The following is a 24,215-nucleotide window of genomic DNA, read 5'->3' on the forward strand; positions in this document are numbered from 1 at the left end:
TATACTTATATAAAGATCCAATTATATATAAAGATCCAAGTTTTAATATCAAAAAATAAGGGGCATCACTGTTTAAAACAAACAATGAATCGCCCCTATTACTATGCTCGTATTTTATCTAAATTATTTATATCGGATATCTTTATCACTCTGTCACATACTCCCATTGTAGATTCTCTGTGAGATACCAATATTACAGCTCTATCCTTGACAGATTCGACCAACGCCTTTAATATAACTGCCTCATTAAAGGCATCAAGATTTGAAGTGGGTTCATCTAGTAGCAATAACTTGCTATTAGTCAAAAAACACCTTGCGAGTCCAATTCTTTGACGCTCTCCACCTGAAAAATTATCTCCCAGATCAGAAACTCTAGTGTCTAGACCATCCTTCAATCCTCTTATATATTCATCAATCGAAGCTTTTCTCAATGCTTCAAATAACTCCTCATCAGTTGCATCTTTTTTTGCTATTATTAAATTATCTCTAATTGTCCCAGAAAATAGCACCGTAGTCTGTGTCATATAATCTATATTGTCATACAATGACTCAGTATTTATATTTTTAATATTAATTCCATTAATTGAAATACTCCCTTGTTTAGGATCCCAAAATCTCATAATCAATTTCAAAATAGTCGATTTTCCACTGCCACTTTTTCCCATAATACCGAGAGTTTCACCCTTTTTTATAGCCAGATCTACATTTTTCAAAATCTCAATTTCATCGTATGAAAATGACACTCCGCTTAATCTCAAATCCTCAAAATCAGCATTTACGCCATTTACTTGTTTCTCCACTACAGGACTTTCTTCCAACAAATCTATTATCCTGTCTCCACAAGCAAAAGTTTGTGTCAATGTAGATCCTAAATTCGCAAGAGCAATGTATGGACCGAATGTACTTATTTGGGCAAAAACTGCTAAAAATCCGCCAATTGATGATATTTGACCATTCGACTTTAACCAAAAACATACCGCCGCCTGAATTAACCCAAATACTATTATAAGTGAATCTGTGTTTGCCTGCACATCAGCAACCTGATCTTTTAATAAAGTCTGATTCTCTAATGTATTTTTTGTGCAAGCATAGATATCATCTAAAGCATCTTCTCCTGCATTGTACTGAATAACTTCTCTAATTCCTCTTAATTTATCAAGAAACTCACCATTTAATAGACTTAAATTTTCCCTAATATTTACACCAACTATTTCACCTTTTTTAGATGCGTACATTGGCAAAACAACACCTACTACCACATAAGCCATCAACGCTACAAGAGCCACGATAATATGTATTTTTGAGTAAAAATACATTAAAAATACTGTAACAACTATGGCGATCATCGTCGGAGAAATAGTATGAGCATAAAAAACTTCCAGAAGTTCGATATCTCCCATTATAAGTGATATTAATTTTCCTTGATTTTTACCTTCAAGCTTGGCTGGTGCCAAATTTCTCATAGCAGCAAACACTTGCTTTCTAAGTTCCGCCAAAATCCTAAATGCGATATAGTGATTAAAAAATTGCTCAATATAGTGGAAAATACCTCTCAATACTGCACATATCAACAGTGCCATCAAATACCATTTCACATCTTTACCACCTAAAAACAGCATATCAAATGATTTTTTCATATCATCCGGCATGGTTGTTAACAATGCATAACCACCTAAAATGCCTATTCCAAACGATAAAATATATCCCAAAGACCCTAGTATTATTGCTACTATCATCTGAAAAGTAAGTGGTGTAACTAGTTTTATCAGTTTTTTTGTCAGTTCAAGGCTACTTCTTCTCATATTTTTCACCTTCCTTTGATGATTGTCTAAATCTTTCGAGTTCATCTTGTTTATCGTATAGAAATCTATATTTACCACCTAATTCCATCAATTCACAATGATTACCTGACTCTATCAACAAACCTTTTTCAAGCACATATATCTTTTGTATGTTTTCAACGGATTTCAAGCTATGAGAAATATATATAACCGTCTTTTTCTTAGAAATAGATTTAATTATATCTGTAATTATTTGTTCTGATTCCACATCTATATTCGAAGTCGCTTCATCAAAAATATACACCTCAGCATCATAAATTAAAGCTCTTGCAAGACTTAATCTTTGCGATTGACCTCCTGAAATATTTTTGCCTTGAGATAATATTTTCGTATCAAGTCCATCCATCTGTTCGAATAAGTCCCATAATCGAACTTTTTCCAATATAGAAATCAACTCATCATCCGTTGCTTTAAAATTACCAATCAATAAATTTTCTCTTACACTTCCTTGAAAAACGTGTCCATCATGAGTTATTCTAATGATATTTTTATTCAACTCATAGGCGTCTATCTCGAGAATATCCTTATTGTCAATAAAAATACTTCCGCTTGGTTGTCTATATTCTCCTGCTATAACTGATGCCAGAGTTGATTTTCCACTACCTGATTCTCCAATTATTGCAACCATTTCACCAGGGGCAAATTCCATATTTACACCCTTCAAGGCACATTCTCCATCAGGATATGAAAAATCCATATTTTTTAACTCAATCTTTGCGTTTATAGGGTATTTCTCGTTCCCACGCTTTACTAACTCATCAGAATAAAGAAAATCTAACATTTTTTCTCCAGCTGTAACACCAGTCATTGCAACATGAAACATCCCTGTTAAAGTTCTCATTGGAACGAAAAATTCTGCAATTAAAAGCAAAATAACAACCAATTCATAAGAATAAATATTTCCGACTTTAAATTGTATAAGAGCTACTAAAATCGCCAAAACAGAGCCACCGTATGCAAACCAGTCAATTATCATTATAGTATTTAGCTGCATAGATAGAAGTTTCATAGTCTGTTTTCTAAAGCCCTCTGACATTTCGTCAAGCTCTGTTCCTCTATCTTCATCTGCCTTAAAAACTTTCAAAGTAGTCAATCCCTGAAGACTATCCAAAAATAAGTTCCCAACATCAGCATATTTTGACCAATACTTTCTTTGAACATTTTTTACCATAACTAGAATTACATACAGAAAACCAGGAATAAGTGGTGATGCACCCAGTAATGCAAGAGCAACCCACATATTTAAAGGATATATTACAACAACCAAAATAATGGCAGAGGCAAAGCTGTAATAAAACTGAGTCAGATAAGAACCGTAATAATTTTCTAATTGCTCCACGCCTTCAACCCCTAAATGAACGATTTCCTGCGTTGTCATCTCCTCTTGAAATAATGTCCCCATAGACAATACCTTTTCATAAACTTCCTGTCTTAAATTTTGTTTAACCTCATATACTACCAAGCTATTTTTCATCGATACCTTTCTGATACAATACTGTCTAACAGCCAATGAAACAACAATCATAAATATTGAAATCTCAAATTTTACAATAAAAATTCCCTTTAGGAAATAAATCAAAATTGATGCAAAATTATAGGAAAACACTATATTTGCAATCAGATTTAAACACTTAAATCCAACAGCTTGATAAATATATTTTCTTGTATTGCCAATAAACCCAAGTAAAGCTCTATCTACCATGAAATCCCCCCTTTATTAAAATAAAGAAAACAGAAAAAAACAAAATAAAAAATATCCCTACTATTATCATAAATTAATCCTTTGGAATAAACAACTAGTTTTTTGTATTTCAAATAATTACTAATCATTATAAGCATAAAATCGAATTTTTTATTTTTTATTATAAAAAGACCGAAATTACAATAAAATTGTAATCTCGGTCCACACTAAACCTAATATTTTTAATAAGCCTTTGCAAATATAACCATATGGTCTGCTTTCTCACCACTATAGAAGCATTTATCTCCAAGATTTTCTTGTTCAAAAGGTATAACTCTTATTGTAGCTCCAGTCAATTCCTTGATTTTTGCTTCATTTTCTGCGTTATCCTTCCACATAACCTTGGCAAATCCCTTTTTATTTTCTATTATGTCAACAAATTCATCCATATTATTTGCTGCATAAGTTCTTTCGTCTCTGTATTTCTTTGCCTTGTTGTACATATTGATCTGAATATCGTCAAGCAATTCTTTTACTGTGTCGGCAATATTGTCCAATGATACCTCACTCTTAGTAAGTTCATCTCTTCTAAATGCAAGAGCCTGATTTTTCTCAATATCCTTTGGTCCTATTTCAAGTCTTACTGGTATACCATGCATTTCGGCATCGTTGAATTTGTATCCTGGGCTGTATCCATCTCTATCATCTACATTTACAGAAATTCCTTTTGCCTTCAATTCATCAGCCACTTTGTCAACTACTTCCATTACACCACCCTTATTCGCTGCAATTGGAACAATTACAACCTGAGTAGTAGCCATCTTTGGAGGTATTACAAGACCTCTATTATCAGAATGAACCATTATCAATCCACCTATTAGCCTAGTTGATATACCCCAAGATGTATGATATGGATGTGCAAGATTTCCTTCTCTATCAGAGAAAGTAATATCGAATGCCTTTGTGAAATGTTGTCCAAGGAAATGTGATGTACCAGACTGTAGAGCCTTACCATCGTGCATCATCGCTTCGATTGTATAAGTAGCATCAGCTCCTGCAAACTTTTCACTTTCTGATTTCTGACCTACAATTACTGGCATTGCCATCAAATCTTCTGCAACTTTTCTGTATGTTTCCAACTGTTGAAGAGTTTCAGCAACCGCCTCTTCCTTTGTTTCATGTATTGTATGACCTTCCTGCCATAAAAATTCAGAAGTTCTAAGGAATGGTCTAGTAGATTTTTCCCATCTCACAACTGAGTTCCACTGATTGTACAAGTATGGAAGCTGTCTATATGAAGTAAGCCATTTTGAATACATTTGACAAATTATTGTTTCAGATGTCGGTCTTACTGCCAATCTTTCTTCAAGAACTTTGTTACCCCCCTGAGTAACCCATGCAACTTCAGGTGCAAAACCTTCAACGTGCTCTGCTTCCTTATTCAAAAGACTTTCTGGTATCAATAGTGGGAAATACATATTCTTATGACCAGTTTCTTTAAATAAATTATCTGCATAATCTCTAATTTTTTCCCATAACGCAAAGCCATTTGGTCTGATTACCATAAATCCCTTAATCGGTGCATAGTCCACCAACTCTGTCTTTGTAATAACATCAGTATACCACTGTGCAAAATCCACCTCCATTGGGGTGATTTCTTCAACGAATTGTTTTTCATTCTTTGCCATTTTAAAGCCCTCCTAAAAATAATTTATTAATAAACAGCCTCAAAGGACAATAAAAAAGCCCTTCATCTCAAAGAAGAGACGAAAGGCTGTTAGTTTCCGCGGTACCACTCTCATTAGCTAATAATAGCTCACTCGAACTGAATATAACGGTTCAAACCGTGAGAATTTTTACCTTCTCAAGCTAAAAGGCTGGTTCCCTAGTTTCAATTTGAAATCTCACACCAACGATTTCTCTCTGGAAAATCTATCCTAGATACTATTCCTTTATCATTGCCAACTAATAAACTTATTTTTTTATATAATATATTATTATGAATAAATTGTCAATAATCTTTATCCAAAAAATTATTATTTCAAATGTATAAATTGCTATCTATCTAACCTTTGCAAATATCATTCTACCTGCTGGAGTTTGAAGTATAGAAGTCACTACAACATTTCTCGTTTCTCCTATAAAGTTCTTTCCATTTTCGACAACTATCATCGTACCATCATCCAAGTATGCAACACCCTGCTGATTTTCTTTACCTTCTTTGACTATGGTTACAACCATTTCTTCACCAGGAATAGCAATTGGCTTTACTGCGTTAGATAGTTCGTTGATATTAAGAACCTCAACTCCCTGCACTTGTGCAACCTTATTCAGGTTATAATCATTTGTAACAACCTTACCATTTAACACTGAAGCAAGCTTTAGAAGCTTAATATCGACCTCTGCTATATTGTCGAAATCTTGGCTCGTAACCTCAACATCGATATTGCCTTCCTCCTGAATCATATTTAGAATATCAAGCCCTCTTCTACCTCTCACTCTCTTCATATCATCAGCAGAATCCGCTATATGTCTTAGCTCATCTAAAACAAACTGTGGAACTACAAGTTTACCTTCAATAAATCCAGTCTTGCAAATATCCGCAATTCTTCCATCTATGATTACAGAGGTATCCAAAACCTTTGGCGGTATCCCCTTCTTATTCTTTTTATTTGTCTTTTCATGATCTTTGTCATTTTTGGCAACATTTGTTCTCAGCTTTAGTATGTTGATTATTTCTGACTTACTTCGAATACCAATCCTCACACCTATCAATCCAAATATTATATAAGCAACCATTGATAACACCGGACCAACTATAGAAATTCTCTCCAGTAAGCCACTGATCAAAAATGCTATCAAAAATCCTGAGATTAGACCAACTGATCCAAGTATAATATCGACCTGTGAATATACCGACATCTCCTTATCAAATCTCATTGTCATTTTCTTAATTGCGTTGTTAATACCTGGTTCTGCGATGTATAAAATAAGTCCGAATAATAATCCTGTAACTATTGCTGCTGCATAGCCATATTTAGCATTTCCAAGCATCATTTCTTGAAAAACTTTCATCAATGATATATAAAGTGTAGTAGCAATCGCAAAACCGATTATCGCCAATAAAAGACGCCTAATTTTTCTTAACATAAAATCCTCCTTTCCAAAACCTAAATCTGCCTATCTAAAACTGCTAGTTTCTTCATTTTTATCAAGCCATTTCTAATATAAGTAGCTCTGATTTCACCTATACCTTCAACCTCATCCAATTCCTCAATACTGGCATTTAGAATATTGGACAATTTGCCAAAATGATCCACAATATTTTCAATAATGCTCTCTGGAAGCTTGTGAATCTTATTCAGCAATCTGTATCCCTTTGGCGATGTAGGTTTATCCAGATTTTCATTGTATCCGGAAAATCCCATAATCTTTGCTATCTTCGAAAGGTCAATCAGATCTTCACTAGATAATGCCTCTATCTTTTTCTTAAAGTTTTTCTTGTTGATTTCCTCAATTACATAGTCCTTAATTAAAAGATCTCTGTCATCCTTTGTCCTGCCAATTAATTGCTCATATTGATTCCTGATAAGAAATCCCTCGTCACCCAATGCCAACAAATATCTCTCCATAATATCTGTAAGTCGTAATACTAGTTCAACCTTTGACATCGCAAATACAACGTCATATATCGTCGCCATATCTGAAAACTCTAGTGCATTCAAATTCAAAAGAGCCTGCTCTTGAGAAATCTTTGCTTTTTCAAGAGTTTGAAACGCTTGATTTGCTTTGGTCAAAAGAGTATTGTTATCCTCGACAATATATTTCTTACTACCCTTGTAAATAGTAATAACAGATCTTCTTTGAGAGATTGCAATAACAACTGCGTCTGTCTGTTTTGCAACTCTTTCTGCTGTCCTATGTCTTGTTCCAGTCTCCTGAGTAGCTATATCTTGATTTGGCATCAACTGAGTATTTGCAAATCTTATTTTGTCGATGTTTCCATCAATGACTATGGCACCATCCATCTTTGCCAATTCATAAAGGGATGCTGGCGAATATTTGGCATTCAGCTCAAATCCACCGTCTACCAATTTCAGTATTTCTTCATCATCACCAATTATTATCAAGCCGCCAGTTTTTGCCTTTAATACATTATCCAGCCCCACTCTCAGTGGCGAACCGGGAGATATAATCTTCAGTAGCTCTATAAAATTTTCATCATCAAATAGCTCTACAGATTTATAAAAACTCATTCTTTACCTCCCTAAAACCTCAAATATGGCCTGTCTGATATTTGAAACAGGAATTAACTCCATCTTGTAATCCTTTTTAAATTCTTCGATATAGTTACCTCTAGGAATAACCATCTTTTTGAAGCCAAGCTTTTCACATTCGCTAATACGCTTCTCTATAAAGCTCACAGTTCTAACCTCACCAGTAAGACCAATTTCTCCAGTAACGGCGACACTCGCATCAATCGGTATATTTCTAAAGCTTGAAGCTATTGCAAGAGCAATCCCCAAATCCATAGATGGCTCATTTATCCTCAAGCCACCGATAATATTTACAAATACATCTTGATTTTGAATCTGCATTCCCACCACTTTTTCAAGAACTGCAAGTATCAATGCGACTCTATTGTTGTCAACTCCAGTCGTAGTTCTTCTAGGATAACCAAAATTTGTAGTAGCGACCAGTGCCTGTAATTCCAACAGCATCGATCTTGTACCTTCAACAGTTGAAACGATGACAGATCCAGAAACATCCACAGGTTTTTCTGAAATCAATATTTTTGATGGATTTTCAAGCTCAACCAAGCCATCACTCTTCATTTCAAATACACCTAGTTCATTTGTAGAGCCGAATCTATTTTTTACAGCTCTTAGTATTCTATATGTATTGTATCTTTCACCTTCAAAGTACAAAACGGTGTCCACCATATGCTCTAAAATCTTTGGACCTGCAAGAGCCCCCTCTTTTGTAACATGACCCACTATAAATGTTGAAATTCCATTTTGCTTGGAAATCTTCATAAACTTTGAAGTCGCTTCTTTTATCTGGCTGACAGTTCCAGGTGCTGAATTTATTTCTGGATTTATCATAGTCTGAACCGAGTCCACAACAATGACATCCGGCTTGATATCCGACACCACAATCTCAATCGCAGCCAAGTTGTTCTCTGTGTATATAAGAAGGTTATCCGAATTAATATTCAATCTCTTCGCCCTCATTTTAATCTGGTTTTCACTTTCTTCGCCAGATATATATAGAACCTTTTTTCCTGTTTCTGAGATGTTGTTTGATACTTGAAGCAGCAGAGTGGACTTTCCAATACCCGGATCTCCACCAACTAAAACCAAAGAGCCTGGTATTATCCCATTTCCCAAAACTCTATCCAACTCAGGAATTTTTGTGGAAAATCTCTCTTCTCTGTCAATAGTTATAGAATTAATTTTAACTGGCTTTGAATTGATTGAACTTCCAACATTCGCCAATGCTTTTGTCTTAGAGCTAATCTTTTCCTCAACTTCTTCTTCAAATGTATTCCATTGTAAACACTCGGGACATTTTCCCAACCACTTTGGGTTTATATATCCACAATTTTGACATACATATCTAGTCTTGACCTTTGCCATAAAGTTTAACAACACCCCCTTAAATTTACCTTAAAATAGTAGTAGTACACCATATTATAGCATATTTACTTAGGCTTTAGTATTATTACTTGGTAACTGAATAATATTTATTTATATCCATACAAAGTAAATTACGAGGATGCCTCCAAACATTTCAGAGTCAACCCCGCAATTTCAAAAATATATAATAATTAAATTTTCTAAATCTCTAGCCTTTTATTTGTCTTTATTTGCTTCTGCAATTATCTTTTCACTTGCACTAGAAGGAACTTCTGCATAGCTATCAAATTCCATTTCAAAATAGCCTCTGCCCTGTGTCATAGATCTTAAATCAATTGCATATTTAAAAGTTTCTGCTTGTGGTGCCAGAGCCTCTAGTATCTGCTTTCCTTTTCCGTTAGATTCCATACCCAGAATCTTTCCTCTTCTCTTATTCATATCTCCCATTACATCGCCCATATATTCTTCTGGAATTGTAATAGTAAGCTTCATAACCGGTTCAAGAAGCACAGGTTTTGCCTCTTCCATCCCTTTCTTAAATGCAATTGAAGCAGCCATCTTGAATGCCATTTCAGAAGAGTCAACATCATGATATGATCCATCATATAAAACAGCCTTAATATTTGTCACTGGATATCCAGCCAAGACACCTTTTAACATAGAATCCTTCAGCCCTTTTTCAACTGCAGGTACATATGATTTAGGTACAGATCCACCGAACAATTCTTCTGAGAAATCGAACTCATTTTCTGATTTCGAGAATCTAATCTTTACATGACCATATTGACCATGTCCGCCAGATTGCTTTTTATGCTTACCTTCGACATCAGAATTTCCTTTTATTGTTTCTCTGTATGCAACCTTTAGATCATTAATATTTACATCCAAACCAAATTTATCTTTCATTTTATTGATCAAAGTCTTTACATGAAGCTCTCCCTGACCGCCAAGTAGCGCTTGATGAGTTTCGTTGTTTCTAAAATAATCAAATGTTGGATCTTCTCCAACCAGCTTAGTTATCACATTCGCCATCTTATCTTCATCATTTTTATTCTTTGGAGAAACAGCATAATAAATCTGTGGTTTAGGGAATGACAATTCAAAATCTTCCTCTTCATTTCTAGATGCTGAAATAGTGTCACCAGTATTCAATCCAGTAATCTTTGTAACCACTATCACATCTCCTGCAAATGCTTTTTCAAGCTCAATTAACTCTCCACCTCTAATCGTATATACATTAGATATTTTCTCTTTGTTTGAAGTTCTCAAATTGAATACTTCAGTATCCTTGCTCACCTTACCTTGAGTAATTTTTATATATGAAATTTTTCCAACAAATGGATCGATAAAAGTTTTAAATACAGTTCCCTTAAAAACCTTTTCTCCATCAATATAGTTTGGATCTACGTAGTTTTTGATTGCTTCGAGAATCTCGTTTGTACCAATATTATTGATTGTAGAACCAGAAATAACTGGAACTATATCTCCTCTTTTAATGCCTATAGTAATACCGTTATTTATTTCTTCTGGTGTCAACTCTTCTCCCTCAAAGAATTTTTCCAAATATTCATCGTCAGTTTCAGCAACAAGCTCCATCAACGCATCATATGCCTGCTTTGCCTGAACCTTGAATTCCTCATCTAGTCCATCAAAATCTTCAAAAACATTGTGTAGTTTCACGAACTTACCATCTTTGAATTCAGGGGAAATCATTGGAACTATCTTGTTTTCAAATTTTTCGTTCAGCATTTCAATTACATCTTTGTACCTTGCCTTTTCATTATCAATTTTATTGATAAACATGAACTTTGGAATACCTTCTGTTAATTCTAGTGCCTTTTCTGTTCCAACCTGCATTGGATCAGTTGCATCAATTACGATTATAGCCGCATCACTTGCCGATAACGCTGATATTATATCACCTGAAAAATCTGTATATCCTGGAGTATCAAGGAAATTAAACTTATAGCCTTCATATTCAACAGGCATTAGCTCCATGCTATACGTCATTTGAACATTATTACTTAATTTCGGAATTTTGTTAACGTTTGCTGCATGAGCTATCGTTTCCAATAGATTCGTTTTACCAGATCCGCTATGTCCTAAAACGGCAATATTTCTAATTTTTTCACTACTATAGACTTTCATATGAGCACCTACCTTTTTTTCAGTTTTATAGTTACAAATTTTTAAAAATAACTATAGTTATATTCTACACCATCTTGGTGGTTCACTTCAATAATTATCTAAATTTTTGAAAAAATATTATTTAGTTTTTTTCTGCTATATTAGCAAATTATATAAAAAAATAAAATAAAGTATCTTTTTTTAACCTAATATTCTGTTTTTTCTTAATAATCAAAATATGTTTGTTGTTAATAAAATAATATAAATCATGATTATTTTATATTATTAAAAGTATTTCAGAGAAATACCTTTGAAATGCATGAAAATATTTTGTTTTTATTAATTTTCCTTTATTTTTCTATTGTAAACTTTCCTCATTTATGTTACTCTAAAGGAAATCATTTTTCCAAATTTGTAATCAAATAATTTTAGGAGGCATAATAATATGGAAAACAATTCTTTACAAAAGAACCTTGGGTTTGGTGCTGCCTTATCTACTCTAGTTGGTGGAGTAATAGGATCGGGAGTATTCTTTAAACCTCAAGCAATTTATACTGCAACTGGTGGTGCACCAGGACTTGGAATTATGGGATGGGTATTAGCTGGTATTATTACTATTGCAGCTGGTCTTACAGTTGCAGAGCTAGCCGCAGTCATTCCAAAGACTGGTGGTATGATGATTTATATAAAAGAAATATATGGTGACAAGATTGGTTTCATTTCTGGCTGGATTCAAACGGTACTGTTCTTTCCAGGCTTAACTGCAGCATTGGGAGTTGTATTCGCTGATCAATTTGTAGTTCTATCAGGAATGACTTCGCTTAAAATACCGGTTGCGATTTTTACAATTCTCGTGTTATCGTATTTAAATTCACTGGGAAGCAAGTCAGGTAGTATTATTCAGAACATATCTACAATATGCAAGATAATAGTGCTTATTGCTGTTATCGTGTTGGGCTTTGTTTTAGGAAAAGGAAATAACCCAATACTTTCTCCTGTTGTAGCAGAAGGTGTTAGCCCTGTTTCATCTATGGGTAAAATATTGATAGCAATATTCTTCGCTTTTGACGGATGGATCAATGTTACAGCTTTGGCTGGTGAAATGAAAAATCCAGGTAAAGACTTGCCAAAAGCAATAGTAGGTGGTATATCTTTGGTTGCCGCAATTTACTTGATAATAAACGTATCTTTCTTGTGGGTTGTTCCAGCTGATGTGCTAGCAAATTCGGTATCTCCAGCAACTACTGTTGTAAATACAATACTTGGACCTGTTGGCGGGAAGATAATCGGTATAGGTATTATGATTTCTGTTTTCGGTGCTACAAATGCGTATATCTTCACTGGATCTAGAGTTCTTTATGCTCTTGCTCAGGATCCACACCTTCCAAAGGGTGAATACCTATCTCAGCTAAACAAAAACGATGCTCCTGGAAAGGCGCTTCTTGCAATGGGTATATTATCATCATTATTCGCACTTTCAGGACAATTCAATTTATTGACAGACTTTGCTGTATTCTCTGTTTGGATTTGTATAGTTCTTTGCTTCTTTGGTGTAATTATCATGAGAAAGAAACAACCAGACCTTGAAAGAAGCTACAAGGTACCTCTATATCCAATAACTCCTATAATCGCTATAATCAGTGGATTATTCGTACTAGGTAATCAGTTATTTACAAGCACACTTCTTGCTTGTGGAGGTATAGTAATAATGTTGTTAGGTCTTCCTGTGTATTCATACATGGATAAAAAAGTAAAATAGATTTCCATAGAAACAGTCTCTTTTAGGGGCTGTTTCTTAATATATTATTAAGTTATATTTAAGATTTTATTAATATTCCTTATTTTGTTTGATTTAAAATTCTCGAGCCTATATAATGATTGTATAATGTCAAATCTTGACAAAAAGATTGTAAAATAATTTGTAATGAGTATTTTGTATTGTGTTATGTGAAGAATTGTTTTATTATCTTTTTATTTTACTATTTTTTATGATAAACAATCTAGGGGGAGAAAAATGAAAAAGAAAAATTTTGCCTATGTAGCTATGGCTACTACAGTATCAGCAACATCAGTGTTAGGATATTCGACGAATGTATCATCAGCGGAAAGCTTATCCTACTTTTCAGTTTTTTTTACAAGTAATGGTAAACCTTTTATGGAACCTTTTTTATTTGAAATTTGGTCAGAAGGAAAGATTATTGAATCTAATACAATAAGAAAAGGAATGCTTTTTAAGGAGCTTGACCATAAAAAGACATACACTATAAAAGTTTCAAACGACGACAAACAATGGACTTCAAAAGAGTACGAAGTTACTTTCAAAAAAAATGAATTAAATAGTACAATTCCTGTTTTCAAAGAGGTTGGAAGCGATGTTTTTCTCGATTCAGAAAACCCAAGAATTGAAATCATAAAAAAAGAAAACAAAACCGACTCCGAAACTAACGTACCTGGAAACCCTATTGAAAACGATTCTTCAATAGACAAAGATAAAAAAGATTCCACACCTAAAGAAAACATGCCAAACAAGGAAGTGTATTTAGACTCACTTAAGATAAGGGTACTAAAAAATAATGCACCAATGACAGATGCAAAGCTATCTTTTTCTGAAATAGATATGAAAGCGAAAATTCAGCTACCTAATATCATACAACAAAATATTCCTGTTGACGAAAAAGGAGAACACTCTTTCTCTGGCATGAAACCAAACACAACATATGAAATTAGAGTTAATACGAAAAACATAAAACTAGATCGAGAAAGTGTCCGTTTTTCAACTGATTCAAATAAAAAAATAGTTGTTGTAGACGGTCTAAAAGTGACAAATGCCAATCAAGGAACATTCGTATTTAAGGCTGTTGATAAAAATGACACTAGCTTTAAGACTGTAAGATTTGATCAGCTTGATGTAAAGGACAAAGATGGCAAACCAGTTGAAGGAGTTGAAATAACTGCAAATACAATTTCACCAAATCTTGCATCATACAAAAATGTGAAATCTGATAAAAATGGTAAACTAATTTTTGAACTTGAAGGTTCTCCAGAGGGACGTCCTTATACACTTTGTGTTTCGAAAAATGCACAGTTTGAATGGGAATTCAAACCGGATTCAATTGATATCATGGTATACTCAAATGGACATGTCGATGTATTAAAGTCAAACAATAACCCAAATACATCAAAAACCTTTATCGTTACGAGAAATGATGTCACTTATTTAAAGAAAGAATTCAAAGATAAGATTGAGCAAGCAAAGAAATTGATAAACTCTCCAGACTATACAGAAGCCAGTAAAATTGCACTTAAAAAGGCTCTTACTGCATCAGAGGAGGAAGCCGCAAAACCTGAAACTACACCTTTCTATGTGAAAATATTTATAAATAAATTAGATGAAGGAATGAAATCACTTGTAAAGGTAAATAACACCAAACCAAAAGATCCAAAAGATACGAAGAAACCAAAAGATACAGTGAAGCCAAATTATCCAAAGGATTCAAAGAAAAAGCTCGATAATCCTACAAGCAAGGATAGTAAAAAAACTCAGATTAAGAGTAGTCGTATTGGTGGATCAGATAGAATAGAAACAAGTGTTCTCCTATCAAAACAAAAGTTCACAAATGCAGAAACAGTTATCATTGCCAGTGCTAACAACTTCCCTGATGCTCTTTCAGCAAGCGCACTCGCAAACAAATACAAAGCCCCTATACTCCTTGCAAACCATGATAAAGTATCGAAATCAGTATTGGATGAAGTAAAGAGATTGGGTGCAAAGAAAGTGATTGTTGTAGGTGGAGAAAGTTCAATATCCGAAAATGTAGCAAATACCCTAAAATCATCAGTAAATATAGAAAGATTGGCTGGTAATAATAGATACGAAACTTCAAGAAAAATCGCTGAAAAATTAATGAATAACGGAATGGATAAAGCTTTAATTTTGGTTGATGGAAGAAACTATCCAGATGCACTTTCTTCTAGTGCCCTTGTCCACAAAAACAATGCTCCAATCCTATTGGTAAGTGACACTGCTGATGCAAGGGAAAATATTGAGTTTGCGAAAAAATCAAATAGATTGCCAAAAATTATAGTTGGAGGTACTAATAGCGTCGGAAAAGATATTGAATCACAAGTTTCCAACACTACGAGAATTTCCGGAACTGACAGATACGAAACCTCAAGAAAAATCGCCGATATGGCTTTATCAAAGGGCGCTAATGTATATCTGTCAACTGGCAGAAATTACGCTGATGCAGTAGCTAGTGGTGGTGTAATAGCTTTGGAAAAATCATCTCTTGTGCTAGTTGACGAAAACAACAGTAATATTTCTAATATCAAAAATAAGTTTGAACCAAAATCAGTTACTGTTATCGGTGGTGTAAATAGTATTTCCAACAAATTATTAATGGATTTGATTAAATAATTTATCGAGAATAGAGACGGTAAAAATTGAGAGTATAGATTTTGGTTGTATAATATTTAGCGTTGATGGTAAAAATTTTCAAATTCATCGAGAGATGAATTCGGAAACCATCAGCGCTATTTTTTTTCAAAAAAATTGAAAACATGTCAAATCCGTTGTACAATAAAGTCGTCAAAACAATAGTAAAGGGGATTCAACATGTTTTCAAGTAATAGTATATCAAATATTTTAGGAATTGGCGATAAAAATTTAGTATTAACTGGAGAAGAAATTTTCGAAACAATAAAAAGTGTAAAATATTGTGTATTAAATGCCATTTTGACATATGAACCATCACACTGTCCACATTGCAATTCTAATAAAGAAGGACATAATATCGTAAAAAATGGCAGTCGAATGGTCAAAATCGTTTTTAATAGAGCTGGAAATAACCCAATATTGTTAAGAGTAAAAAAACAGAGATTCTATTGTAAATCGTGCCAAAAAACATTTATGGCAAAAACATCTTTGACTAATAAGGGTTGTTTCATCAGCAATGATGTAAAACGTTCAATAATTGGCGATCTTTGTGAATTCAAGTCAATTAAATTAATATCTAAGGAGCATTACGTGTCTTCTTCTACTGTAAATAGAGTTCTTAGAAGCACAGAGGTAACAAATAGAAAGCATCATTTACCCGAAATTTTGGGAATAGATGAGTTCAAGTCTACAAAATCTGTAGATGCTTCAATGAGCGTTAATTTAGTAGATGTTAGTACTGGCAAAATAATTGACCTTGTGTCAGATAGAAGGAAATTCAACCTAAAAGAGTATTTTTCTTCATATCCGTTAAAGGTTAGAGAAAAGGTAAGATATATAACTACAGACATATACGCTCCATATATTGATATTGCAAGAGAAATGTTCCCAAACGCAAAGATAGTATTAGATAAATTTCATATAGTACAGCTAATGACAAGAAATATGAATATAAAAAGAGTTAATATTATGAAGACTATGAAGACCAATACGCATAATTACAGGGTTTTGAAGAGATATTGGAAAATAATACTGGCAAAGGAATGGGAGTTAAATAGTGTGGAGTTCTATTCATATAGATGCTACAAGAATCTGACTAATTCTTCGGAAATATTAAGAGAAATACTTTCTTTCAACGAGGAACTGAAGGATTCACATAAGTTTTATCAACACTTCCTGCAATCAGTTGAATTAAGAGATGTAGATGAAATAAATAAGATACTGGACAAAGATTTAAGCGATATTCCAGAGTGCTTCCATACAAGCATCTCAACATTGAAAAAACATAGAGAGTATGTAATAAATGCAATAGAGACGACATATTCAAATGCCTCTGTTGAAGGTAATAATAACATTATTAAGACATTTAAAAAAATATCCTTCGGATTTAGAAGCTTTAGAAATTTGAGAGCAAGAATATTATTAAGAAATAGATATAAAATATGCTACAGTTCAAGCTCAAATGAGCTTGATACTGCAGCATAAAAAATAAAAATATTTTAAGTTTGACTTCGTCAACGTTATTTGACAAAGAACCTAGATTTTTTTCTGTAAAAATGATTTTAGAGGAGGTAAAAACAAACCTCCTCTAAAATATTATCATTATCTAATTATTTAATATTATTATTTAATTATTTAATTATTTATTTTTTATCGACATTTTTTAAGTAAGGATACTATAAGCATCATTTTTAAAAGTAACTCTATACTCTCAAATACGCCTATATTCCTAGCTTATCGCTTAAAATTTTCATAACTTTTTCAGAAACACTTCCTCCAACCTTACGAACATTCTTAGATAGAGCTTTCTTGTTATCTCTCAAATAGTTAATTTGATTATTAGTTACATTGTTGCCTACAAGCATTATCGGCATCTCTCTATTTGTATCAGCAGCCAATATACTTGCAGTTTGAGCATCAACCAGCTTATCCTTATTACCACTTGCAACTATTAAGCCTCTCATTAATATCTTATTCTGTTCATCATTAGAAGAATAGAAATTCTTAAGTATGCTTAAATTTGTATCATATCTATCTTCTCCAGAAACTCTCTTTACTCCACTAGCCCCTATGCTTGGAATAGATTCAATATCACTCATAGCTTTAGGAGACACTGTGTTTACTCCACCGATAACTGTAACAGATTTAAATCCGTAGTCAGCAAAAAGCTGCTTGGAAGTTGCGTCAATCGCATCTTTATTAACGACTAAAATTGGATCAACTGTATTTTTTGAAAGAGTTTTATCTGATTTGTCAGCTGCAACAGGTGCGATTGACATAGCATCAGACTCACCATATCCACCAACAGCAAATACTCTGCTCGCAACCTTTTTATTTTCCGCCAAATATTTCGCAACATTCAATGATGTCTCATATCTAGATGCACCTTCTAATCGTTTAACCACCACACCTGGGAATGCTTTTTTCAGCTGATCAGTGACTGATTCAGGTACAGAAGATTTTCCACCAATTATGTATACTTCCTTATTCTTCATATTTCCACATACTCTACTTATTTCATCCAAAGTCGTTTTGTCTATTCCTGATTTTTGAGCAAGAAGAATTGGAGCATTATAGGCAGACGCAAGTGGTGACGCAGATAATCCATCTATAACAGAATCTCCACCAACTATTACGACACTGTCAGCCTTTTTATTGCTAAATCTATCTTTTGAAACTCTTATAGCAGTATCGTATCTATCTTTACCGACAAATTTTCCATTCTTTTCGGAATTTGTTTTATTATTGTCTTTATTTTTATTATTATCTTTATTTTTGTTATTGTCTTTATTACTATCCTTATTGCTATCTTTATTTTCTTTCTTGTTCTTTTCTTTTTTGTTTTCTTCGTTTTCAACTAATGCTTTTGTCAGAGCATTATCCACTTCATCAGGAGTCTTTGCACCTTCTACGCCCTTTTTAAGCTCGTTTTTTCTGGCATCTGATAGATGATTTAATTTATCTATTATATCCTTTGAAGCTTCTTTTTTATTCCTTAGTGACTGTGCTTTATTTTTTTCATTTTCATCCAAAGCTTTTGTTAAAGCATTGTCCACTTGCTCTGGTGTTTTTGCGTTTTCTACGTCATTTTTAAGAGCTTCTTTTCTCTCGTCTGATAGATGACTTGATCTATCTATTATATCCTTTGAAGCCTCTTTTTTATTCTTTAATGACTGTTCTTTGTTCTTTTCGTTTTCAACTAACGCTTTCGTTAAGGCATCATCCACGCTATCTGGTGTTTTTGCGTTTTCTACGTCTTTTTTAAGAGCTTCTTTTCTCTCATTTGATAGATGACTTGATCTATCTATTATATCCTTTGAAGCCTCTTTTTTATTCTTTAATGACTGTTCTTTATTATTTTCATTTTCAACTAACGCTTTCGTTAAGGCATTATCTACATCGTCTGGTGTAGCTGCTTCCTCTACGGCTTTTTTAAGAGCTTCTTTTCTCTCATCTGATAGATGACTTGAGCTATCTATTATATCCTTTGAAGCCTCTTTTTTATTTCTTAGTGACTGCTCTTTGTATTTGTCCCTTAGTTTTTCATCATTTATTTCTTTTGCAACTTTGACAGCCCCATCTATTTCTTCTATGCTAACGGCATCATTTACCTGCTCTATTTTCATTTCAAGTATGTGTTTAGGTAGACCGATATTTTTTAGTTCTTGAATTGCCTCTTCTTTTCTTTGCTTTAGCTTTTTATCATATTCAGGTCCAAAAGGAAACACACTATTTTGTTCTCCTAACCTACTATAAGTAGTACAATCAACTTCCTTCAAAAGAGGCATATATTTTTCATCTAATATAACCCTTAAGGTATTATTTTCTGAATCATTAGAAAATTTAATAGCATCATTAATACCATTTTGTACACTCTCTAATTTATCACCATTGACCTCGAAAGTAATATTTGAAAAATTAGGTTTCTGATCTCCATTCAGAGAAAACGTAACTATTATCGGATTAGCTTGTTTATAATTGCTTATTTCAACTCCATTACGTAATCTTCCAACAGTAACCTTGCTATTGTCTGATGGTTCTGCTGCCTCAGCACTCAAAAAAACATTTTCAAAATTCCCAGATGACATACTTGATAACACCGCAGCTGATGCTAACGATGTACATATAAATTTGTTTTTCATTTAGAACATCCCCCTTGTCTATAATATACTTATCAGTATTCTTACCAATTTTTAGTATATCATTTAAATCATGTATCATCAAGTGCAAAGTAGAATAATTGTATTTATTATATATTTTTTATAAGGTTTTAGATAAATTTCACTGCCACTATTGAGAATAACTGAAAACAAAATATGCTACAGCTCAAGCCCAACTTGACTTGATACTGTAGCATAAAAGCTTGAATATTAACGATTTTATCTAATAAATATTACTTTATAACAGCCAATCGTTTAATCGCCGACTGTGTGCTTATTCTTCATCGTCACCGACTGATTCCAATTGAATCAACAGCTGCTTATCTATAACCATATCATCAACGTTTACATGAACCTTTGTCACTTTTCCAGCTGATTTGGCCACTATATTAGTTTCCATCTTCATAGCTTCAATTACTATTAAAGGTTGGTTTTCTTCTACTTCATCACCAGCCTTAACAAGTATCTTGACTACTTTACCTGGAATACTTGCACCAATTTGATGTGGGTCATTCATATCTGCTTTTTCAACATTTACAACTTTTCCTGAATAATTTACATCCTTGATATCTACATCTCTAAGCATACCATTCAGCTCAAATGTAAGAGTTCTCATTCCATCATCTTTTGGTTCACCGATATCAACCAATTTTATAGTCAGATTTTTTCCTTCTTCTATTTCAACCTCACATTCTTGTCCAATGTTTAGACCATAGAAGAATACGTCGCTTTCTAGCTCGCTAACATCGTTAAAATCATTTACGTGTTTGATATAATCATCAAAAACCTTTGGATATAGGGCATAGCTCACCAGCTGTCTGTCAGTAGGCTTTTCAATTCCCAAATCTTCAATCAAATGCTTCTTTATCGCATCAAAATCTTCATCAGGAAGAAGTGAGCCTGGTCTAACTGTAATTGCTTCTTCACCCTTTAACACAACCTCTTGAAGATCCTTTGGTACTCCACCCATAGGTTGTCCAATCATACCCTTGCAATAATCCACTAGTGAATCAGGGAATGATAGATTTTTACCTTCTTCGATAATATTATCTTCTGTTAGGTTATTTTTAGTCATAAATATTGCCAAATCACCTACAACCTTTGATGATGGTGTAACTTTGATAATATCTCCAACAACTCTATTGGCAACCTTGTAATTTTCCTTAACCTCTTCAAATCTATTCACAAGACCCAAGCTATCTGCCTGTGGTTTCAAGTTAGTATACTGACCACCTGGAATTTCGAAGTCGTATATTTCAGCATTAGAATTTATTAGATCACTTTCAAATTTATAATAAATCTTTCTTAGATCTCTGTAGTACTTACCTAGCTCGTTGTATCCAAATACATCAATTTCAGGATCTCTTTCAGTGAATTTTAGCCCCTCTATAACTGCATTTAGAGATGGCTGTGAAGTAATCCCTGCCATTGATTCCAACGCAGCATCCACTATATCTACTCCAGCCTGTGATGCCATCAATAAAGTCGATACGCCATTTCCACTCGTATCATGTGTATGAAGGTGAATAGGTACCTTTACATTTTCCTTCAACGCCTTGATTAACTCAAATGCAGCATAAGGCTTTAATAGACCAGCCATATCCTTGATACCAATTATATCAGTTCCTGCTTCCTCTAATTCTCTAGCCATATTTACATAGTAGTCTATAGTGTATTTATCCTTGCTTGGATCCAGAACATCACCTGTGTAACACATTGCAGCTTCGACAATTTTTCCAGTCTTTTGAGCGATAGAAATTGATTGCTTCATATTTTCTACCCAGTTCAAGGAATCAAATATTCTGAACACGTCGATACCTGAATTGGCACTTTGCTTAACAAATTCTTCAATTACATTGTCTGGATAGTTTTTATATCCAACTGCATTTGATGCTCTAAGCAACATTTGGAAATTTATGCTTGGAATTGCTTCTCTAAGCTTGTGAAGCCTTGTCCATGGAGATTCTTTTAAGAATCTATATGCAACGTCAAAAGTCGCTCCACCCCACATTTCTAGTGAGAACATATCTTTCTGATAGTATTCAGTAGCCTCAGCTATATTTAACAAATCAAATGTTCTTAATCTTGTAGCTATCAAAGACTGATGTGCATCTCTCATTGTAGTATCAGTAAATAATAGTCTCTTTTCGTTTTTTATTTCCTTTAGATACTCTTCTTTACCAAGACGTAGTAGCTTTTCTCTACTTCCTTCAACCTTTTTGATCTCTCTTATTCTAGGCTCATAAAGAGCATCAAAGCATTTTCTCTCTGCCATCTTATTTTCATTGACAACGACATTACCTATAAACTTAAGAAGCTTTGTACCTCTATCCTTGCTCTCTCTAATATCGAACAGATGTGGATTTTCATCAATGAATTTTGTTGAACAGTTTCCAGCTATAAACTGCGGATCCAAAAGAACGTTGACAAGGAAGCCTACATTTGTCTTAACCCCTCTTACTCTCATTTCTTTAATAGATCTTACCATTTTATTAATGGCACCCTGGAAAGTTCTGTCGTATGAAATAGTTTTTACAAGCAATGAATCATAGTATGGGCTTATAGTTGCACCAGTAAAGCCGTTTCCTCCATCAAGTCTAATACCAGCCCCTGATCCTGATCTATATACTTGAATCTTTCCAGTGTCAGGCATAAAATTCTTCTTAGGATCCTCTGTTGTAATTCTACATTGTATTGAATATCCTCTTAATTCTATATCATCCTGAGATTTTATATCGATTTCAGGATCGCTAAGCTTATACCCCTGAGCCAATAGTATCTGACTCTGAACAATATCAATTCCAGTAACCAATTCAGTAACTGTATGTTCAACCTGAACTCTCGTATTCATTTCTATAAAATAATAATTTCCATGCTTGTCAACCAAGAATTCAAGAGTACCTGCATTGCTATAATTAACGTGCTTTGCAATTTTTACTGCGTCCTTACAAATTCTTTCTCTCAAATCTTCAGAAAGTGAAAATGCCGGTGCAAATTCAATTATTTTCTGATGTCTTCTCTGAACTGAACAGTCTCTCTCATACAAGTGAACTATATTTCCATAGCTATCACCCAAAACCTGAACCTCTATATGCTTTGGATCTTCAATATATTTTTCAATAAATATTAAATCCTCTCCAAACGCTTTTCTAGATTCGCTTCTAGCATTCTCAAATTCTATTTCCAAATCCTCTGGACGATGAACGATTCTCATACCTCTACCACCGCCGCCATTTGAAGCCTTTAGCATTACTGGATAACCTATCTCTTCAGCTACAACCTTTGCTTCCTTTACTGTTTTTAGTGGCTTTTCAACACCTGGAATCGTTGGTACATTCGCTTCGTGAGCAACTATCTTAGAGTTGATTTTATCCCCTAATCTCTGCATTATATCTGAACTTGGACCTATAAATGTTATTCCATTTTCTTCACATTTTCTAGCAAATTCAGCATTTTCTGACAAAAATCCATATCCTGGATGTATCGCATCTACTTTTTTTCTTTTTGCTAATGATATAATACCGTCTATATCTAGGTATGCGTCAACCGGCCCTTTGCCTTCACCTATTAAATATGATTCATCGGCTTTTGTCCTGAACAGTCCGTACTTATCTTCTTCGCTGTATATTCCAACACTTCTAATCTGAAGTTCAGCACACGCTCTAAAAATTCTTATTGCTATTTCGCCTCTATTGGCTACTAATATCTTATTAAATTTTTTAAGCATATTAATACCTCCACCTTATTTTTTTCTTTAATGTATCTATTATATATCAATTCAACTTTATTTTAAATACAAATTTTGAAACTTCTTATAAATTAATGTAAAAAGTATATATTTTTGTTCTTTATTTACTTTTTGTTCGTATTTTTATTTTTATTTCAACCGCTAAATCCATTCAAACATATATTATTCATTTTAATTGTTTTTAAAATGTATACAATTGCTACATTTTTTTATTCTACGTCTATCCTTATTCATTTTTATTTATCTCTTTTTATCCTTATTTATTCTCATTTATCTTTTTGTTCTTCGTGTTTCTGCATTATCTATCTTCATTGATTATAAAGTAAATAGATATTTTTTCGCACAATTTAAAACCATAAAAATGTATATAAAAAAACTCTAGCATATGCTAGAGCTAATCACGTGGCTATGTCCTATTCTCCCAGGCAGCTTCCCACCAAGTACCTTCAGCACTAAGGAGCTTAACTTCTGTGTTCGGAATGGGAACAGGTGTATCCTCCTCGCTATAATAACCACATATTTAATTGAAGTTTTGTACCTTCAAAACCGAATATATTAGTTTCCATCTATTTCTTGGTCAAGTC

12 protein-coding genes, 1 rRNA gene and 1 other annotated feature are annotated in these 24,215 nt (G+C 33.5%); of the genes, 3 read left to right on the forward strand and 10 right to left on the reverse strand.

From position 1 onward, the window contains the following. Positions 1–101: 101 nt before the first annotated feature. From FYJ71_RS07135 to FYJ71_RS07165, 7 genes are all read right to left on the reverse strand, one after another. Positions 102–1,802 carry an amino acid ABC transporter ATP-binding/permease protein gene (locus FYJ71_RS07135; RefSeq protein WP_235899097.1) on the reverse strand — a complete coding sequence of 567 codons (1,701 nt, stop codon included), beginning with the start codon at positions 1,800–1,802 and terminating at the stop codon, positions 102–104. Next, positions 1,789–3,543 carry an ABC transporter ATP-binding protein/permease gene (locus FYJ71_RS07140; RefSeq protein ID WP_154538090.1) on the reverse strand — a complete coding sequence of 585 codons (1,755 nt, stop codon included), beginning with the start codon at positions 3,541–3,543 and terminating at the stop codon, positions 1,789–1,791. The genes FYJ71_RS07135 and FYJ71_RS07140 overlap by 14 nt, the downstream gene beginning before the upstream one ends. 221 nt (positions 3,544–3,764) lie before the next feature. Then, positions 3,765–5,210, reverse strand: a complete 1,446-nt coding sequence (proS, locus tag FYJ71_RS07145) for a proline--tRNA ligase (protein WP_154538091.1) — start codon at positions 5,208–5,210, stop codon at positions 3,765–3,767. Between the two features lie 71 nt (positions 5,211–5,281). Continuing rightward, positions 5,282–5,490 (reverse strand) — a binding site (T-box leader). A 93-nt stretch (positions 5,491–5,583) separates the two neighbouring features. Then, positions 5,584–6,672, reverse strand: a complete 1,089-nt coding sequence (locus FYJ71_RS07150; RefSeq protein ID WP_154538092.1) for a PIN/TRAM domain-containing protein — start codon at positions 6,670–6,672, stop codon at positions 5,584–5,586. A 20-nt stretch (positions 6,673–6,692) separates the two neighbouring features. Then, on the reverse strand, positions 6,693–7,778 hold the full coding sequence (disA, locus tag FYJ71_RS07155; RefSeq protein ID WP_154538093.1) for a DNA integrity scanning diadenylate cyclase DisA: 1,086 nt from the start codon (positions 7,776–7,778) through the stop codon (positions 6,693–6,695). Between the two features lie 3 nt (positions 7,779–7,781). Then, positions 7,782–9,161: a DNA repair protein RadA gene (radA, locus tag FYJ71_RS07160; RefSeq protein WP_154538094.1), complete on the reverse strand. Its 1,380-nt coding sequence runs from the start codon at positions 9,159–9,161 to the stop codon at positions 7,782–7,784. A 216-nt stretch (positions 9,162–9,377) separates the two neighbouring features. Further along, positions 9,378–11,309, reverse strand: coding sequence for an elongation factor G (locus FYJ71_RS07165; protein ID WP_154538095.1), 1,932 nt, complete (start codon positions 11,307–11,309; stop codon positions 9,378–9,380). Positions 11,310–11,733: 424 nt separating this feature from the next. Between FYJ71_RS07165 and FYJ71_RS07170 the strand changes: the two genes are divergently transcribed. The 3 genes from FYJ71_RS07170 to FYJ71_RS07180 all read left to right on the forward strand — a co-directional run bounded on the left by FYJ71_RS07170 (position 11,734) and on the right by FYJ71_RS07180 (position 17,208). Continuing rightward, the gene (locus FYJ71_RS07170) at positions 11,734–13,047 is read left to right on the forward strand and encodes an APC family permease (RefSeq protein WP_154538096.1); all 1,314 of its coding nucleotides are present in this window, start codon (positions 11,734–11,736) and stop codon (positions 13,045–13,047) included. 255 nt (positions 13,048–13,302) lie between these two features. Beyond that, a complete protein-coding gene (locus tag FYJ71_RS07175; protein ID WP_154538097.1) occupies positions 13,303–15,705 on the forward strand; it encodes a cell wall-binding repeat-containing protein in 2,403 nt (800 codons plus the stop codon). A gap of 198 nt (positions 15,706–15,903) precedes the next feature. Continuing rightward, complete coding sequence (locus FYJ71_RS07180; protein ID WP_154538098.1) at positions 15,904–17,208, forward strand: ISL3 family transposase; 1,305 nt, start codon at positions 15,904–15,906, stop codon at positions 17,206–17,208. Positions 17,209–17,444: 236 nt separating this feature from the next. Here the strand turns inward: FYJ71_RS07180 and FYJ71_RS07185 are convergent, their stop codons facing one another. From FYJ71_RS07185 to rrf, 3 genes are all read right to left on the reverse strand, one after another. Continuing rightward, complete coding sequence (locus FYJ71_RS07185) at positions 17,445–19,865, reverse strand: cell wall-binding repeat-containing protein (protein WP_154538099.1); 2,421 nt, start codon at positions 19,863–19,865, stop codon at positions 17,445–17,447. A 292-nt stretch (positions 19,866–20,157) separates the two neighbouring features. Further along, positions 20,158–23,610, reverse strand: a complete 3,453-nt coding sequence (locus FYJ71_RS07190; protein ID WP_154538100.1) for a pyruvate carboxylase — start codon at positions 23,608–23,610, stop codon at positions 20,158–20,160. 421 nt (positions 23,611–24,031) lie between these two features. Next, positions 24,032–24,148, reverse strand: a 5S ribosomal RNA gene (gene rrf, locus FYJ71_RS07195). Positions 24,149–24,215 lie beyond the last annotated feature (67 nt).

This window comes from Peptostreptococcus porci (assembly GCF_009695815.1).
GTDB lineage: Bacteria > Bacillota > Clostridia > Peptostreptococcales > Peptostreptococcaceae > Peptostreptococcus > Peptostreptococcus porci.

Coding starts and splice junctions, on each gene's coding strand:
- FYJ71_RS07190 (WP_154538100.1), bottom strand. CDS start 23,610: ATGCTTAAAAAATTTAATAAGATATTAGTAGCCAATAGAGGCGAAATA.
- FYJ71_RS07165 (WP_154538095.1), bottom strand. CDS start 11,309: ATGAAAGTCTATAGTAGTGAAAAAATTAGAAATATTGCCGTTTTAGGA.
- radA (WP_154538094.1), bottom strand. CDS start 9,161: ATGGCAAAGGTCAAGACTAGATATGTATGTCAAAATTGTGGATATATA.
- FYJ71_RS07170 (WP_154538096.1), top strand. CDS start 11,734: ATGGAAAACAATTCTTTACAAAAGAACCTTGGGTTTGGTGCTGCCTTA.
- FYJ71_RS07185 (WP_154538099.1), bottom strand. CDS start 19,865: ATGAAAAACAAATTTATATGTACATCGTTAGCATCAGCTGCGGTGTTA.
- proS (WP_154538091.1), bottom strand. CDS start 5,210: ATGGCAAAGAATGAAAAACAATTCGTTGAAGAAATCACCCCAATGGAG.
- FYJ71_RS07175 (WP_154538097.1), top strand. CDS start 13,303: ATGAAAAAGAAAAATTTTGCCTATGTAGCTATGGCTACTACAGTATCA.
- FYJ71_RS07150 (WP_154538092.1), bottom strand. CDS start 6,672: ATGTTAAGAAAAATTAGGCGTCTTTTATTGGCGATAATCGGTTTTGCG.
- FYJ71_RS07180 (WP_154538098.1), top strand. CDS start 15,904: ATGTTTTCAAGTAATAGTATATCAAATATTTTAGGAATTGGCGATAAA.
- FYJ71_RS07140 (WP_154538090.1), bottom strand. CDS start 3,543: ATGGTAGATAGAGCTTTACTTGGGTTTATTGGCAATACAAGAAAATAT.
- disA (WP_154538093.1), bottom strand. CDS start 7,778: ATGAGTTTTTATAAATCTGTAGAGCTATTTGATGATGAAAATTTTATA.
- FYJ71_RS07135 (WP_235899097.1), bottom strand. CDS start 1,802: ATGAGAAGAAGTAGCCTTGAACTGACAAAAAAACTGATAAAACTAGTT.